Consider the following 16531-nt stretch of genomic DNA (forward strand, 5'->3'; position numbering starts at 1 on the left):
GGGGAGCAATCTATATGAAGAAAGGAAATAAAAAGGCATTATTAATCAGTTTAATTATGATTTTAAGTATGATAGTTACTACAATATATCCATCTGTATCTTATGCATCAGAATTAGAAGGCAGTGGGTCTATACAAAGCAATTCAAATAATTTACCAACTGGAGATGGAAAACAAGAAGAAAATAAGAAACCAGAACAGACTCCAGAGGGAGATAAGCAAGAAGAAAATAAGAAACCAGAACAGACTCCAGAAGGGGATAAACAAGAAGAAAATAAGAAGCCAGAGCAAACGCCAGAAGGAGATAAGCAAGAAGAAAATAAGAAGCCAGAGCAAACGCCAGAAGGGGATAAACAAGAGGAAAATAAGAAGCCAGAACAGACTCCAGAAGGAGATAAGCAAGAAGAAAGTAAGAAGCCAGAGCAAACTCCAGAAGGAGAGAAACCAGAAGAAAACAAGAAACCAGAACAAACTTCGATAGAGGATGAAAATTTACTTAAGACTTTAGAAGAAGAACTTAATGAAGATAATGAAGACCACGGATTTATCGTAAAAATTAATAATGATGCAATAGAAACAGAGTCAATGAAAAAAATTACATTTAATTTAACTTATACTCCAACATCAAAAGGGATAAAAGCAGGTGACTCAATAACTTTTAAGGTTCCAGATGTATTTAATAAAGTTAATTTAGATTATACAAGTGAATGTTTTGATAAAACAGAGAGTAATGGAGAGTATACGCTTACATTTAGAGAATTACCTAATGGTCAAAGTGTAATGCAAGGAAAAATTGGATTAGAAGCATATGTGAATAAAGTTAATGAAGAAACAAGTGCCAAAATTCATATTGAAACTACTGGAAAGATAGAAAGTGGAAATGGAGATGTGGATATAGAAATAAAACCTGGCGATAAAGAAGACATTGAAGAAGCTAAAGGAACACTTAAGAAGCTTGTTGAAGGAAGAGAGTCAACTACTGTATTTATGCCAGTTAAAAATAAAGATGTAAATTATACTATACAAGTAAATGAAAAAGAAGAAGAATTAAAAGATATTACTTTATATGACGAACTCCCTGAAGGAATGACATTAATAAAAGATTCTGTAAGTATAGTAGCAAGCAATGGAAAAGAAGTAAGTGATTTTAATATTGAACAAGGTGAAAATTCTATTTCAGTTACTTTTGGAGATATAGATAAAGCGTATACTGTTAAGTATAAGGCTAGAATTAGTGATGAAAATGCAAAACATGGTAACAAATATAAGAATATAGCTAGATTAGAATCTGCAGGTAATAAAGTTCAAGAAGATGATGCTATTGTAAGTATATTTGATAGAGGAAATGATTATCTTTTGACTAAGGGGCATTCAGGAGCAACAAATATTACTCAAGTAGGTCAAGTAATCAACTATCAGATTTCAATAAATGATGATAAATCACCAGTAAGTAATGTGGTTATAACAGATAATATACCAGAAGGTATGAGATTAACTACTGCTGGAGAAGCTGGGCATGATTTTAGAGTTGTAGAAGTTCCAATGAATGGTGACTGGACTCCTTGGAGTAAAGAAAAAATTGCAAATAATATTTCATATAAAACAGAAGAAAAAAGAAATGAAAGTGGGCAAGTAGAAAAAGTTATAACTGGATTTACAATTAATCTTAGTGAAGAAGAAGTAGAATCAAAGTTCTTTATAGCATATACATTAAAAGTTATTAGTATTGAAGATAGTTATACAAATAGAGCTGTTCTTGATGCGAATAATAGTCAAGTAGATAAAAGAGATGAGATAAGTTTTAAGAAGAACTCTGGATTAATAAGTGCCAAAAAAGAGGTTGATAAAAAGGTATTAGATGGAAATGATAACCAAATAGTTAAGTATAAAATAAACATGTCAACTTATGGTGTTTATGATGCAGGGCAAGTAAATATTTTAGATGAAGTAAATCCAACATTAAAAATATCTAATATAAAATACTCTGATAATCTTGAACTTAAAAAAGAAGCTGAAGATGGAAAAAATACTATAAGATTAGTAAATAAATATGAATTTAAGCAAATAAAAGAAGGTGAACCTGTACAAGGTTGGGTTACATTTGATGCAGATTTTACAGATGTAAAAGTAGGGGAGACCATACAAAATGTAGCTCAGATTAATGGTTCAAGTCCTCCTGGTGTAGAAACTACTAAACAAGGATATGCTTTTGAAGCTAAAAAGGTAGATAGTTCAGATAAAAGTGCTCTTGAAGGTGCAAAATTTAATTTGGAAAATACATTTGGAATAGTAGTAGTTAAGGATTTAGTTAGTAATGAAGATGGTATAATTGAATCTAGTGTCAAAAATCCAGGAACATATTATTTAGTGGAGACAATGGCTCCAAGTGGATATGAAAAATTAAAGGGTAAAATAAAGGTGGAAATTGATAGAAAAAATATTGGTAAAATTGTGGATATTGGGAATATAGAAAATGTAAAACAAGAAAATATTCCAGTAAATCCATCAGTACCACCAGGTACAGATGAACCAACAGTGAATCCACCAGTGCCACCAAGTACAGATAAGCCAAGTAAACCATCAAGACCATCTGATACAGAGGAAGCAACAATAAATCCACCAATACCACAATCAGAAAACGTGGTAAATCCTCCTATACCAGAGGTAGTAAATCCACCAATACCACCGTCAGAAGATGTAATAGAAAAGCCTGTTAAACAAATTGTTCCAATACCAGAAGTAGTAAACCCACCAGTGCCACAGGAAAAGAATAATACAGGAAAAGATAATACTGTAGTAAATCCACCAGTGCCACCAAAGACAGGTGATAGTACTACAATTACTGTAGAAATACTTTTAGGATTAGGAGCTATTGTAGGACTTATTATATTGAGAAGAAAGAAAAACATCAATTAGACCCTAACATTATAAAAATATAAGTAATATTAAAAAATATCTTCTAAAACAATATTTTCAAGTGAGAATATTGTTAGAAGATATTTTTTTTTGGAGTATTATGTAAAAAAACAATCGTTTTTTAGAAGAAAAATCCAAAAAACTATAGACAAAGAGACAGATATAAGATATAATATAAATATAAAATTAAACGAGGCAAAACTAGGGAAACCTAGTCACGCAAAGCTATAGGGGCTAAAGTTTAAATAAACTACGCCAGCCAGTTGCCGAAAAGAGTAAAAATTTCTTTTTGTATATACAAAGATACTCTTGGGTATCTTTTTTATTTTGAAATTTATTACTCCCGGCCTAACTCAAAGGAGGGAATAATATGAAACCAAGTAAAAAATTATTAATCGCTATAATATCAATATTTTTAATAAGTTCAGTTCCAGTAAGTGCACATGCAGATAGTGCAACTTTAAAAAACAATAAAGAAACACTTAGTGAAATAGTGGTTCTTCCAAATGGAAATTACGATAAAAAAGAAGCTAATGCTATGATAAATAGACTTGCTAATATAGATGGAAAATATTTAAATGTATTAAAACAAGATAACTTAAAAATAAAATTATTAAGTGGAAAATTAACAGATGAAAAAGAATATGCTTATTTAAAAGGTGTAGTTCCTAAGGGATGGGAAAATACTGGTAAAACTTGGGATGATGTTCCTGGTTTAGGTGGAAGTACAGTAGCTCTTAGAATAGGATTTAGTAACAAAGGTAAAGGTCATGATGCAATAAACTTAGAATTACATGAAACAGCACACGCAGTAGACCATCTTGCATTAAATGATATTTCTAAATCAGCACAATTTAAACAAATATTTGCTAAAGAAGGGCGTTCTTTAGGAAATGTAAATTATTTAGGTGTATATCCAGAAGAATTCTTTGCTGAGGCATTTGCATATTACTACTTAAATCAAGACACAAATAGTAAATTAAAAGCAGCTTGTCCACAAACTTATAGCTTTTTACAAAACTTAGCAAAATAGAAAATTTATATAAAAAAATTAAGAGATGCTAGTATGCTAGCATCTCTTTTATATTGCGTGAAAAACTAATTAATTTAATCTTATGTATATATTTATTACTGACTTTTATATAATGACTCAATATGTTTATTATGAGATTGAGTTATTATTGTAGGTATAATAGAAACTATTGAACCAATCACTATCAATAGAATTCCTATAATCATATTAATAGGAATAAATTCTTTAAGAATTAGTAATGCCAGTATTGGAGATATTACTGGCTTAAAGAAAAATACTAAAGATGTAAGGCTAGTAGATGTAGCTTCCATTGCCATAAAATAAAGTGCATAACCAACACCTGTAACAAATACAAATACGTAAATCATAGTAGGTATGTTGTGTAAGGTATAACCACTAAAAATAGGTATATTTGCAAATACATGTAGTCCTTTTTTATTTAATATATTTGATATAAAATTAATCCTAGTAAGTAGAACCAATACAAGCATTTCTAAACTACCAAATATAAAGCTGAAACAAGTCACAACTATTCCACCAAATTTTAACGTTTTTCTTTTACCAAAAACAGTGTACATTGAAAAAATAATGGCAGAAGATAGTGTTAAGAATATACCACTAAAAGTTAATTTTGTGTGCAGTGGATTTATAATAACTATAATTCCAATGACTTCTAATATAAGTGAAATTATATTGTGCCTATAGATTTTTTCCTTTAGAATCAAATAAGCTAGAAGCATAACAAATACTGGGTTACAACTAAATAAGACAGCAACTACAGATGCTTTTGTGTTTAGTACAGCTAACTGGTACAATGACATACTTACTACAACACACATAAAACCTAAAAAAGCAAAGTATTTTAAATCTGATTTTGTAATAGAAAGACTAAGGGATTTTAATCTTTTTATAGCAAAAGGTAATAAGACTAAGCCACCAACAAAAAATCTTGATAAGGTTATTTGTATGGGATTAAAGTCATTAGTAACTGTCTTTAAACTAATTTCCATTGAACTAAAAAATAGGGTAGTTAGTATTATATAAACATAACCTTTTTTCAAATCAAACACCTCCTTGTAATTTATACTAGTACTATAAGCTACAATATTCAAGTACATTGGTATAAAATGGTATATAAATATAAGCTATAAAATTATAAGCTACCTTAATATAGAATATAAAATTCTACACTAAGGTAGCTAATTATTTGTAATTAGATTTATTTAATTATTTTAAATTGTACAATTTAGATAATTTTTCAAATGCTGGTAGAGAACTCTTAACTTTATCGTAAGATACACAGTATGATACTCTAAAGTGTCCTGGGCAACCAAAAGAAGAACCTGGAACCAATAGTAAATTAAATTGTTTAGCATCAGCACAGAATTTTTTATCATCTTCAATTGGAGCTTTTGGGAATAAATAGAATGTACCACTAGGTTTAACACAAGAAAATCCCATTTCTATTAAGCTATTATATAAAAGGTCAAAGTTCTTTTTGTAAATATTTACATCAACTTCTGCATCTAAGCTTCTTGCAATAACTCTTTGGAAAAGAGAAGGAGCATTTACAAATCCAAGTATTCTATTTGCAACATTTAATGAAGACATAACATCATCAAAATCATCCATTTCTCCATTAGCCACAATATATCCTATACGTTCACCAGGTAGAGACAATGATTTACTATAAGAGTATCCTATAAATGAATTTTTATAGTATTTTAATATACAAGGAACTTTAGCATCATCATAAATTATTTCTCTATATGGTTCATCAGAAATTAAATATATATTTGTATTAAATTCTTTTTGTTTTGTATCTAGTAATTCTCCAAGGTTTTTTAGCAATTCTTCAGAATAAATAACACCAGTAGGATTGTTTGGAGTGTTTATTATTAGAGCTCTTGTCTTTGGAGTAATAGCATTTTTTAGAGCATATAAATCTGGTTCAAAAGTTTCTATGTTTGTAGGGACTTCGATTAGTTTTCCATCATAGTTTTCTGTATAATTTTTATATTCACCAAAATATGGTGCAAAAGCAATAACTTCATCGTCAGGATTTAAAAGAGTTTTTAAAATGATATTTAGACCACCAGCAGCCCCACAAGTCATAATTAAGTTATCTTTTGTAAGGTTTAATCCATTTTTTTTATTTATGTGGCTGGCAATAGCATCTCTTACATCTTCATATCCTGAGTTGTTCATATATCCATGAACTAGATTTGGAGATTCTTCATTTAAAATATCGCTTATAACTGCTTTAATAGTTTCTGGAGGCTCAACACTTGGATTTCCTATACTAAAATCAAAAACATTTTCTTCTCCGTAGATATCGGAAAGTTTTTTTCCCTCTTCAAACATGGCTCTTATAACAGAGCTGTTTGCAACTAAAGTTTGCATTTTATTAGATATCATATGTAACACTCCCTTTTATAGATTTATATTGCTTATGTATATATTACCATATTTTTACTGAATTTAGACAATTTTCGAAAAATTATTTGCTTGAAAATATAAACTTTTATATAAAATATATTTATGTATGATGTATATAAAAAATTACAAATTCTAACTAAAGAAGAATTATATTTTATGATAATTTTATAAGGTAGTATAAAAATATACAGTTATAAGGCAAAATATTCTTGACTGTATCAAGTATTTAATATAATATAGTTGATATAGTCAAATATATTATATTAGAATTATAGAGGGGAAATTAAAAATGGATTTTAAAAATTTACAGAATGAGAGTTTATCGTATATTATTTGTTATTTACAAAGGAACTTTAAACTTTATTGTGAAAAATGTCTAAAGCCATATAAGCTTACGAATGGTCTATATTTTTATTTAATTTATATCAATAAGAATAGGAATTGTTCTTTGAATGATATTTCGACGGAATTCGAGGTGGATAAAGCTCATACTACAAGAACTATCTCTAGATTAGAACAAGATGGTTACATAGAAAAGATTCAAAACCCTAATGATAGTAGAGCTTTTCAATTGAGAGTAACAGATAAGGGTGAAGAAGTACTGGGAGATATAAAAAACATATTTTCAAAGTGGGATAGTAATATAAAAAAAGAGTTTTTGGATGAAGAATACAAAGAATTAGTAAAGAAATTACATACAGTAAAAGATATAAAGGCAACAGTGGAGGAAGAATAGGATGTATAGCAACTTATTAAAGTCAATTAAAATTGGAAACTTAGAATTAAAAAATAGAGTATCTTTTGCACCTACAAGTATGGGTCTTAATCTGGAAGAACGAATTAACAAGCTTTGTAAAATTGCTAAATCAGGAGTAGCTTTAATTACTATAGGAGATGTATCAGTTAGACCTAGTTTTCATAAAATGGCTCTAAGCTTATCCAATGAAGATGGAATTAGAGAGTATAAAAAAATTGTAAATGCAATACATGATTCAGGGGCGAAAGTTTCAGCACAAATATTTTGTTCAGATTATGACATAAATTTAATCAGAAATACTATGAAATCGGGAATTACTTCACATGATGAAATAAAAAAAATTATGGATGATGGAGTAAAGGATTATGTAACAAATATGACAAAAGAAGAAATAAAAAATATTATAGAGTTGTTTAGAGTAACAGCATTAAATGCAAAAAAAGCAGGATTTGATATGATTCAAATTCATGGAGATAGACTTATAGGAAGCTTTTCATCCAGTATATACAACAGTAGAACTGATGAATATGGTGGAAGTTATGATAATAGAAGTAGATTTGCAAGTGAAATAATTAGTAGTATTCGTAATAATATAAAGGATGTTCCAATAGACTATAAACTTGCAATTAGACAAGAAAATCCTCATTATGGCAATGCAGGAGTTTTATTTTCTGAAGTAGAGAATTTTGTAAAAAAATTTGAATCACTTGGAGTAAATAGTTTTCATGTAACATTAGCAAATCATTCCAAATTAGAAGACACCATACCAGTTAATAATCATCCTTATTTTAAAGATGAAGGATGCTTTTTGTATTTAGCTGATGAAGTTAAAAAACACACAAACCTTCCAGTTTGTGGTGTTGGCAAGCTATCTAGTCCAGATTTCATAGAAAGTATTATATCAAATAACAGAGTAGATATGGTTGCTATGTCGAGACAACTATTGGCAGACAGTGATTGGTTGCAGAAAGTAAGAGAGGAAAGAGTAGATGATATCAAGAAGTGTTGCTACTGCAATAAAAAATGTGCAGATGCATTACAGACACATTCTCAATTTGGTTGTATATTAGATTAATAAAATCTTATAGTAATTGAAAACTTAATGGTATTAAGAAATTTTAGATAAATACTTAACATATAGGAGGATATATCATGAAAAGTTTAATTTTATATTCAAGTTTAACTGGAAATACTAAAAAAATTGCTCAATCTATATATGATGCAATGCAAGGCGAAAAAGAAATTAAAAATATCAGTGAAGTAACTGATAATAATGTTGACTATGAAAAATATGATATAATATTCTTGGGATATTGGGTAGATAAGGGTATTTGTGATAAAAATTCAAAACTAGTCTTTGAAAATATTCACAACAAAAAGCTAGCTTTATTTGGAACAATGGGAGCAAATACAAAGGGTAACTATGGAATTAACATTATGGACAAAGTGAAAGATGTCTTTTCGAAAGATAATGAAATAGTTGGGTCATTTATATGCCAAGGAAAGATTGCAGAAGGTTTAAAGGTAAAATATGAAGAAATGCTAAAGCTTCATCCTGAAAATGAACATATTCGTGAGCAATTAAAAGGTCATGAAGAGTCTCAAAGTCATCCAGATGAGCAAGATGTATCCGAAGCTGTTAGATTTACAAAAGATATAATGGCTAAAGTTAGTGATATGTAATAGTTTAAATTAGATAGAAAGGGAGTTTGCAATATGAAAGAGAGTAACGATATTATAATTTCAGTTGGCTCTAAGCAAAGACTGCAAAATACAATTGCAATAAAACTTTGTTTAGAGCCTAATAGATAAAGATAATATTTAGGCTAAATTGTTTTTGTGCAGTCTTTGCTTTTATTTACAATTAAAAATGTAGATGGGAGCAGAGTATTATGAAGTATGAAAAAGCACAAAATATATTGCCAGAAGAGATACTTGAATTAATTCAAGAATATACAGATGGTAGTTATTTATATATACCACGAAAGTCTGAAAATAAAAAAGCTTGGGGCGAAAATAGTGGTTCAAGAAATATCTTGAAAGAAAGAAATAGGGAAATACTTGATAAGTACAATAAAGGTATTTCTGTTAAAGAACTTACAAAAGACTACTATTTAACGGAGCATAGTATAAGACGAATAATCAGAGAAGAAAAAAGTGATTGAAAATAGAATATTAATGTTCTAAAGATAGATTTATATAACAAAAAATTAAGAAGAGACTTTTTAACAAAGTCTCTTTTTTCGTACAAAATTAGTACAGGTTTGTTTATGAACTTGAGGGATAATCTATTTAAATGGTATGATTTTATTGAGGAATTTCTAAATTTTAAGAAGAGGAATAGAACAATGAGTATTTTAAATGTAAATAATATAAGTTATGGATTTGGAGATAGAACATTATTTAAAGACATATCTTTTAGATTGTTAAGAGGAGAGCATGTAGGTCTTGTTGGAAAAAATGGCGAGGGAAAATCTACATTTATGAATATAATAACAGGTCAGCTAATTCCAGATAGTGGTGATATACAATGGAGTAGTAAAGTAAGAGTTGGATATATGGATCAACACACTAAACTAGAAAAAGGTAATACAATAAAAGATATTTTAAGAGAATCTTTTAAGGAACTTTTTTATATGGAAAGTGAAATGAATAGCATATACAGTAAAATGGGAGAAATGAATGAACATGAGATAAATAAGTCTCTTGAAAAAGTTGCAAATATACAAGAATTTTTAAATAACAATGAATTTTACAATATTGATTCAAAGATAGATTCAATTGCCCTAGGTCTTGGGTTTAGACATATTGGACTTGATAGAGATGTTTCAGAATTGAGTGGAGGTCAAAGAACAAAGGTATTATTAGGCAAATTATTATTAGATGAACCAGATATATTGCTTTTAGATGAACCTACAAACTATTTGGATGAAGAACATATAGAATGGTTAAGAAAATATCTTCAAAATTATGAAAATGCATTCATATTGATATCACATGATTTGGAGTTTTTAAATAGTGTTGTGAATGTGGTGTGTCATCTTGAAAATATGACATTGACAAGATATATTGGTAATTATGAAAATTTTCAAAAGATGTATAAAGAAAACAAGAGAAATTTAAGAATAGCTCAAGAAAAACAAATTAGAGAAATATCAAAGCTAGAAGAATATATTGCAAAAAATAAAGTTAGAGCATCAACCAGTAAGATGGCAAAATCAAGACAGAAAAAATTAGATAAAATAGAAAGAATAAGTATATCAAAGGAAAAAGTAAGACCTCACTTTGACTTTAAAATATCCAAAAAATCTGGGAAAATGATATTTGAAGCTAAGAACTTAGTTATAGGATATGAAACAGCATTAAGTAAACCTATAAATTTAATTATGGAAAGAGGAGAAAAGATAGCTTTAATAGGTGCAAATGGTATAGGAAAATCAACCTTATTAAAAAGCTTGATTGGAATAAATAAACCAATAAGTGGAAGTATTGAAGTAGGAGAAGAACAAAATGTTGGATATTTTGAACAGGAAGTTAAAGAAATAAGTGATAAAAAACTTATTGATGAGGTGTGGTATGAATTTCCAACATACACAAGATATGAAATAAGAAAAATGCTATCAAGATGTGGTTTGACTAATCAACATATAGAAAGCAAGCTTTCTATATTAAGTGGTGGAGAACAAGCTAAAGTAAGGTTATGTAAACTTATAAATAATCCTAGTAATATATTAATACTAGATGAGCCAACAAACCACTTAGATTCTGAAGCAAAGGAAGAACTAAAAAAAGCTTTAATATCATATGAAGGCAGTATAATTTTAGTCTGCCATGAGCCAGAGTTTTATAATGATATAGTTAATAAAATTTGGGATTGTGAGAAGTGGGCAATTAATTATTTAATATGATAGAAAATCTTATACGACTTGTTATATCTTTTATCAATTTTAATATAAGACAGGCTAATTTGACTTTTGGACTGAGAAAGATATGAAAAGACTAAATTAATAGAAAGGCATGGCATTTATTTGCGATGCCTTTTTTAATAGAATCAAAAAAATGATAAAAATACTTGACTGTAAACCATGTTTATACTGTATCTTATATAATAATCAAGCAGTTTTAGATACACACAAGGAGGAGATTATTACAAAGTGTGGTATTATTGAGAATGGAATATTGGCGAATCAAATAATGAAATAAAACATTAAAGAAGACTTAGAGTAATAAAAAAGAAAGATATTAGGTAATTCAATAAATCGAAAGGTGGTGTTTAAAAATGACAATTAAAGAAGTTGAAGAAAAAACTGGACTAATACGTTCTAATATTCGATTTTATGAGAAAGAAATGCTAATTCAGCCCATTCGTAATGAGAGTAATGGTTATAGAGAGTATTCAGATGAAAATATAGAGGACATCAAAAAAATTGCATATTTACGTACATTAGGGATTTCTATTGATGATATTCGTAATATTATACTTCAGCAAATATCTTTATATGAGATTGTTGAAAAACAGGAACAAGTTCTCAAAACTCAAATATATGATTTGGAAAATGCAAAAACTATGTGTGAAAAAATGCTTAAATTTAATGAACTAAGTTATCTAAATTTAAAAGTAGAAGAATATATAACTGAGATACCAGAATATTGGAATGAAAATAAACATACTTTAAAACTGGACTCTGTAAGTTTCTTATATATGTGGGGAGGAAATATTACATGGGGAATTATAACCATTGCTTGTTTACTGATTGCAATCATAGCATTTCCAAAACTGCCAACTCAAATTCCTATGCAATGGAATAATGGTGTAGCCAATAGTGTAGATAAAAAATTTATTTATGCTTATCCAATTATTTGTGTTGTATTCAGATTTATTTTACGTCCATTTACATGTAGATGGTTACAAATACGAGCTTTCTATAGTGATACTATTGCAGATTATTTGACGAACTTTTTATGTTTTGTAGCTTTATCCGTAGAAGTATTCTCAATATTTTTTGTCTACAATATTGTCAAGAACGTTACAGTTATTCTTTTTGTAGATACCTGTGTATTTATGATTTTATTACTAGTAGGATGGAATAAAATATACCAAAAAACAAGCAACTCTCAAAAAATGAGTAAGGAGTGAACTTACTTTCCATAAAGAATTTAGGGTACGTGCTAAGGTACATTTTCCATGTTGATGAAGTAAGATAAAAGTAAAAGCTTACTTTAGCATCATTTGTTTAAATTTTGATAGCGAAATAAAAAAGAATGCCAGAGTTGATAAAAATATAGTGTTTATGAGGATTCTGGCATTTTGTATATTCATATTTAAAAACTTTGCTTATTGAAAATCAGTGGAAAATTATTATTTTTATTGGAAAAGCTAATAATTCAGACTTCAATCTCTACATGTTATCTCTCTACATATTATCTAAAAAAGCTAAGAAATCAACTTTGTATATTTTTCGTGGTCTACCTCTTTGATTATCCAGTTTTGTGTTTACAATAGTTGCAATACCAGCCTTATATAAGATACTTAGGATTCTATTTGCACTTCTAAGAGTTATATTCATATAGTCTGATAATATTTCTGCTGATACATTATTTGAATTTCTATCATTAATCATACTCATAATTTTAGATACATTTACATTAGATAAAGGAATGAAAGAAGCAACTTTATTAGCTATTGAACTTTCTTCCAGGTCATTAGAATTTTTATTTGAATATAAAGGTCCTATTATATTATTAGTGTCATTTACTATAAACGTACAATTTCCACCTAGAGAAGCTGATTTACTATTTGCCTGACGAGCGTTCTGTTCTGCATGAATATTTGTGTTGCCAATTCCCCAACCAATATTTAAGCTATACTTGATTTCTTTTAAGTCTTCTGAAATAAAAAATTCTGTATAATCCTTAGTCATATTATTTAGCATTTCTTTAGTAGTATGTATTTCTATTTTCATGTCATTTTTTTTGACTTGAACTCCATAGAACCCATTTCTTGATAAAGAATTTAAGATAGTATTGTATATTTGATTTTGTATCTCATCATTTTTAAATATTAGGTCATCATTTATATACTCTGAGCTATTTATTGTGACTATACAAGTTGCAGATTTATTTTTATCTAAATTTTTTAATGTTATTTCGTTTATTACAGATTTAAATGTGTTTAAGATTGATTCAGTAGATGGCACCATATAAATACAATCATATCCAAGTCTATTTAATTCACAATTAATTATATAATTTCTAGTAATAGAAAGGTTAATCTTATTATTTTTTAATAAATCTAAGTGTATCTCCAATAATTTATCATTTAATTTTTTAAAGTCATATACAGGTTGAGGAATATTGAAATCTCTAATTGTATATGGACAGTTTTTAGAATCTATCAATGAATAGATGTCATAATAGTTATTATCTTCTCTTAAAAAATCAATAAATGATTTTGTAAAATCAATCTCTCTTTTACTATTTAATAGTTTAAATAAGTATTTATAAAAATCTCTTTCATCAAGCTTTAAGAAACTTAATGGGACCTTTATATCCTCTATATTTATTATAAGCTCACTATATGGAATTAGACCACTACAAACAAATCCATCAAAATTATCTACTTGTTCATTATATATATTTGGCAAATTACTAAAAGGATTTTCACCTTTTAGTTCAATGTATGTAATTTCGCAAATATCTTTTAATTCTTCGAGAGCTTGTTTAAAGTTATCTGACATAAAATAAGATGTTGTTAAAAAGCCAATCTTATATTTCATAAAACCTCCTTTAAAATTTCGAAAGTATTGTAACTAATTATCAATTTATAACCTCATTTTATAATAGTAGATAAAAAGCGTCAATTTATTTTACAAAGTAAAAATTAAAAGAAAAATCAGAAAATAAAAAATATACTGAAAAAATGTTGACTGATGAAAATAATTGTGTTATTTTGTAATTAAGGACTAGTCTTTTAAAATTTCCTAAAGTATAAACTCAGCTTTTAGGAAAAAAATTTTATTCAAAAATAAAGGAGATTATTATGATTACATATTTAAAGGAGATTTCTAAATTTGTTGACGAGAATAGAGAAGAAATCATTTCACTGTGGAAAGAGATTGTTAATATTGAAAGCTATACAAACTGTAAAGAGAGTGTAAATAAATTGGCTGATAGATTAAAATGTGAGTTTGAAAAAGAAGGATTAGATTGTGATTTAATAGATGCTGGAAATAATGGCAGTACATTAATAGGTACACTTGGTTCTAACAGAAATAAGAAACCAATAATTTTTTCAGGGCATATGGATACTGTCTTTGAAATAGGTACATTTGGAGAAAATCCATTTAAAATAATGGAAGGAAAAGCATATGGGCCAGGTGTGTTAGATATGAAAGGTGGAATAGTAATTTCTTTATACGTTATCAAGGCTTTAAATAAGATAGGATACAAAGATAGACCAATAAAAATAGTCTTTTCAGGTGATGAAGAGATAGGACATAAGGATTCAAACGGAGGAGACATTATATTAAAAGAAGCAAAAGGTGGTCTATGTGCATTTAATATGGAAACTGGGTTGGTAGATAATAGCTTATGTGTAGGTAGAAAAGGAAGAATCGGGTGTAATATAAATGTAAAAGGTGTAGAAACACATGCAGGAAATGATTTTGAAGGTGGAAGAAATGCAATAGAAGAAATGGCTAATAAGATATTACAAATACAAAAATTGACTAATCTTGAAGTTGGGACTACAGCAAGTGTAAGTATAATTAAAGGAGGAAGAGTATCAAATTCTATTCCTGAAGATTGTAGTATAGAAGTAGACCTTAGATTTGAAAAAGTAGAAGAAATGGAGAATGTTAAAAAAAGAATTCAAGAAATATGTGAAGATACTTACATAGAAGGAACCTCTACACATGTTGATTTTGTAAGTGAAATGATGCCATTTGAAACTACAGAGGATGTTATGAAGTTTCACAAATTTGTAAATACAGTATCAAAAGAAAATGGGTTTGGTGAAATAAATTCTAAGAGACTTGGAGGAAGTTCAGATGCTAGCTATTTAACTATTGCAAACGTTCCTGCGATATGTTCTTTTGGAGTAAAAGGAGAATGGAATCATACCTCAAGAGAATATGCATTAGTAGATTCTATGTTTGAAAGGGTAAAATTGATTTCTACAATTGTTTTAAATTTAGATAAATTTGATATATAAAAGGGGGATTTTATATGGATACAACAGCTGGAGATAATAAGGTAACATGGAAAGGATATATGTCTTTATTTGTATTGATAATACTATTTTCTGGTATTTTTAAGGAGAGTCAAGGATTTCTAAAAGCTTTAGACTTTGCTAACTTAACTGGCTCATTTGGTACTATTTCAGATGGCGTAGACTTTATGGGAAAGGGTGGAACTGGTGCAAAGGATGGTTTTTTATTTGCACTTACTTTAATACCAACTGTGTGTTTTGCTGTAGGACTTATTGATGTAGTTGAATCTATGGGAGGGATGAAAGCTGCATCAAAAATATTTAATCCATTACTTAAACCTTTACTTGGGATACCTGGAATAGCGGGTATAGCATTTGTATCTTCATTTACTAGTTCAGATGTAGCCTCAATAATGACAAAAGAATTATGTGAAAGCGGAGAAATAACGGATGATGAAAGAACTATATTTGTAGCTTATCAATATGCTGGTTCAGCAGTTATATTAAATACAATAAATACTCAAGCTCCACTTTTGCCAATAGCATTATTGGCATTAGGTCCAATAATACTTATAGAGATATTCTGTAAGATACTTGGTGCCAATCTAGTTAGACTAATTATAAATATAAAAAATAAAAAGAATAAAAATAAGGAGGCTGCGTAATATGAGTCAACAAAATACTGGAAGTACAATTGTAAATAGTAAACCAAAAAAAACTGTTGTTGAAACATTTATGGGAGGCGCAAAAAAAGGTTTTTACATAGGTGTTGAACAAATATTGCCAGCCATGATAATGGGGTATGTAATAGTACAATTTCTACAATTGACTGGTATAGTTGATATTTTAGGAAATGTTTTTGGTCCAGTAATGGGGATTTTTGGACTACCTGGAGAATCAGTCGTAGTTTTGATAGCGGCTTTCTTTGCTAAGGCAGCAGGAGCAGCTACAGCCGCAAATTTATTTGCGCAAGGTATAATTGCAGCATCACAAGCAACTATTTTGATTATGCCATGTATGTTAATGGGTACTCTAGTTGGTCATTACGCTAGAATAGTTCTTGTAGCTAATACTAGCACTAAGTATAGAATGTTACTATTAGCAGTTCCTATATTTGATGCAGTGGTAGGTATGTTGATAGTTAGAGTTTTACTTACTTTTATGGGATTAATGTAAAA

At 28.5% G+C, this 16531-nt stretch carries 14 protein-coding genes and 1 riboswitch; of the genes, 11 read left to right on the forward strand and 3 right to left on the reverse strand.

Translation table 11 applies throughout. The features are described 5' to 3' along the window. Positions 1-14: 14 nt before the first annotated feature. Together IC213_RS08095 and IC213_RS08100 are read left to right on the forward strand one after the other, a co-directional pair. Positions 15-2915 (forward strand): SrtB-anchored collagen-binding adhesin, encoded by a 2901-nt coding sequence (locus IC213_RS08095; protein WP_227862971.1) that lies wholly within the window; start codon positions 15-17, stop codon positions 2913-2915. Between the two features lie 184 nt (positions 2916-3099). After that, a riboswitch (cyclic di-GMP riboswitch) is annotated at positions 3100-3186 on the forward strand. Positions 3187-3285: 99 nt separating this feature from the next. Next, positions 3286-3948: an anthrax toxin lethal factor-related metalloendopeptidase gene (locus tag IC213_RS08100; RefSeq protein ID WP_227434400.1), complete on the forward strand. Its 663-nt coding sequence runs from the start codon at positions 3286-3288 to the stop codon at positions 3946-3948. Between the two features lie 95 nt (positions 3949-4043). Here the strand turns inward: IC213_RS08100 and IC213_RS08105 are convergent, their stop codons facing one another. After that, positions 4044-5009 (reverse strand): DMT family transporter, encoded by a 966-nt coding sequence (locus IC213_RS08105; protein ID WP_227862972.1) that lies wholly within the window; start codon positions 5007-5009, stop codon positions 4044-4046. Positions 5010-5175: 166 nt separating this feature from the next. After that, positions 5176-6366 carry a pyridoxal phosphate-dependent aminotransferase gene (locus IC213_RS08110; RefSeq protein ID WP_227434402.1) on the reverse strand — a complete coding sequence of 397 codons (1191 nt, stop codon included), beginning with the start codon at positions 6364-6366 and terminating at the stop codon, positions 5176-5178. Between the two features lie 310 nt (positions 6367-6676). On the opposite strand from IC213_RS08110, the gene bilQ reads away from it, so the two are divergent. The 6 genes from bilQ to IC213_RS08140 all read left to right on the forward strand — a co-directional run bounded on the left by bilQ (position 6677) and on the right by IC213_RS08140 (position 12281). Beyond that, positions 6677-7123 carry a bilirubin utilization transcriptional regulator BilQ gene (bilQ, locus tag IC213_RS08115; protein ID WP_227434403.1) on the forward strand — a complete coding sequence of 149 codons (447 nt, stop codon included), beginning with the start codon at positions 6677-6679 and terminating at the stop codon, positions 7121-7123. A 1-nt stretch (position 7124) separates the two neighbouring features. Continuing rightward, a complete protein-coding gene (gene bilR, locus IC213_RS08120; protein ID WP_227855211.1) occupies positions 7125-8219 on the forward strand; it encodes a bilirubin reductase in 1095 nt (364 codons plus the stop codon). Positions 8220-8296: 77 nt separating this feature from the next. Beyond that, positions 8297-8827, forward strand: a complete 531-nt coding sequence (gene bilS, locus IC213_RS08125; protein WP_227434405.1) for a flavodoxin family protein BilS — start codon at positions 8297-8299, stop codon at positions 8825-8827. A gap of 209 nt (positions 8828-9036) precedes the next feature. Then, positions 9037-9309, forward strand: a complete 273-nt coding sequence (locus tag IC213_RS08130) for a CD3324 family protein (RefSeq protein ID WP_227434406.1) — start codon at positions 9037-9039, stop codon at positions 9307-9309. 183 nt (positions 9310-9492) lie between these two features. Continuing rightward, entirely contained in the window at positions 9493-11052 is a 1560-nt protein-coding gene (locus tag IC213_RS08135) for an ABC-F family ATP-binding cassette domain-containing protein (RefSeq protein ID WP_227482088.1), read from the forward strand. 371 nt (positions 11053-11423) lie between these two features. Beyond that, a complete protein-coding gene (locus IC213_RS08140; protein ID WP_227862973.1) occupies positions 11424-12281 on the forward strand; it encodes a MerR family transcriptional regulator in 858 nt (285 codons plus the stop codon). Between the two features lie 277 nt (positions 12282-12558). Here IC213_RS08140 and IC213_RS08145 read toward each other — a convergent pair whose 3' ends face one another. Continuing rightward, the gene (locus tag IC213_RS08145; protein ID WP_227862974.1) at positions 12559-13920 is read right to left on the reverse strand and encodes a hypothetical protein; all 1362 of its coding nucleotides are present in this window, start codon (positions 13918-13920) and stop codon (positions 12559-12561) included. Between the two features lie 263 nt (positions 13921-14183). On the opposite strand from IC213_RS08145, the gene IC213_RS08150 reads away from it, so the two are divergent. The 3 genes from IC213_RS08150 to IC213_RS08160 are packed head-to-tail and all read left to right on the forward strand — an operon-like array spanning position 14184 to position 16529. Beyond that, on the forward strand, positions 14184-15356 hold the full coding sequence (locus IC213_RS08150) for a M20 family metallopeptidase (RefSeq protein ID WP_227824315.1): 1173 nt from the start codon (positions 14184-14186) through the stop codon (positions 15354-15356). A 14-nt stretch (positions 15357-15370) separates the two neighbouring features. Continuing rightward, positions 15371-16018 carry a nucleoside recognition domain-containing protein gene (locus IC213_RS08155; RefSeq protein ID WP_227434411.1) on the forward strand — a complete coding sequence of 216 codons (648 nt, stop codon included), beginning with the start codon at positions 15371-15373 and terminating at the stop codon, positions 16016-16018. 1 nt (position 16019) lies between these two features. Continuing rightward, a complete protein-coding gene (locus IC213_RS08160; RefSeq protein ID WP_227434412.1) occupies positions 16020-16529 on the forward strand; it encodes a nucleoside recognition domain-containing protein in 510 nt (169 codons plus the stop codon). Positions 16530-16531 lie beyond the last annotated feature (2 nt).

Origin of the sequence: Clostridioides sp. ES-S-0049-02 (assembly GCF_020658465.1) — a bacterium.
Taxonomy (GTDB): domain Bacteria; phylum Bacillota; class Clostridia; order Peptostreptococcales; family Peptostreptococcaceae; genus Clostridioides.

Bases quoted from the DNA above. Each gene is read 5' to 3' on its own strand.
- IC213_RS08095 (WP_227862971.1), top strand. From the start codon at position 15: ATGAAGAAAGGAAATAAAAAGGCATTATTAATCAGTTTAATTATGATT.
- IC213_RS08100 (WP_227434400.1), top strand. From the start codon at position 3,286: ATGAAACCAAGTAAAAAATTATTAATCGCTATAATATCAATATTTTTA.
- IC213_RS08110 (WP_227434402.1), bottom strand. From the start codon at position 6,366: ATGATATCTAATAAAATGCAAACTTTAGTTGCAAACAGCTCTGTTATA.
- bilQ (WP_227434403.1), top strand. From the start codon at position 6,677: ATGGATTTTAAAAATTTACAGAATGAGAGTTTATCGTATATTATTTGT.
- bilR (WP_227855211.1), top strand. From the start codon at position 7,125: ATGTATAGCAACTTATTAAAGTCAATTAAAATTGGAAACTTAGAATTA.
- bilS (WP_227434405.1), top strand. From the start codon at position 8,297: ATGAAAAGTTTAATTTTATATTCAAGTTTAACTGGAAATACTAAAAAA.
- IC213_RS08130 (WP_227434406.1), top strand. From the start codon at position 9,037: ATGAAGTATGAAAAAGCACAAAATATATTGCCAGAAGAGATACTTGAA.
- IC213_RS08135 (WP_227482088.1), top strand. From the start codon at position 9,493: ATGAGTATTTTAAATGTAAATAATATAAGTTATGGATTTGGAGATAGA.
- IC213_RS08140 (WP_227862973.1), top strand. From the start codon at position 11,424: ATGACAATTAAAGAAGTTGAAGAAAAAACTGGACTAATACGTTCTAAT.
- IC213_RS08145 (WP_227862974.1), bottom strand. From the start codon at position 13,920: ATGAAATATAAGATTGGCTTTTTAACAACATCTTATTTTATGTCAGAT.
- IC213_RS08150 (WP_227824315.1), top strand. From the start codon at position 14,184: ATGATTACATATTTAAAGGAGATTTCTAAATTTGTTGACGAGAATAGA.
- IC213_RS08155 (WP_227434411.1), top strand. From the start codon at position 15,371: ATGGATACAACAGCTGGAGATAATAAGGTAACATGGAAAGGATATATG.
- IC213_RS08160 (WP_227434412.1), top strand. From the start codon at position 16,020: ATGAGTCAACAAAATACTGGAAGTACAATTGTAAATAGTAAACCAAAA.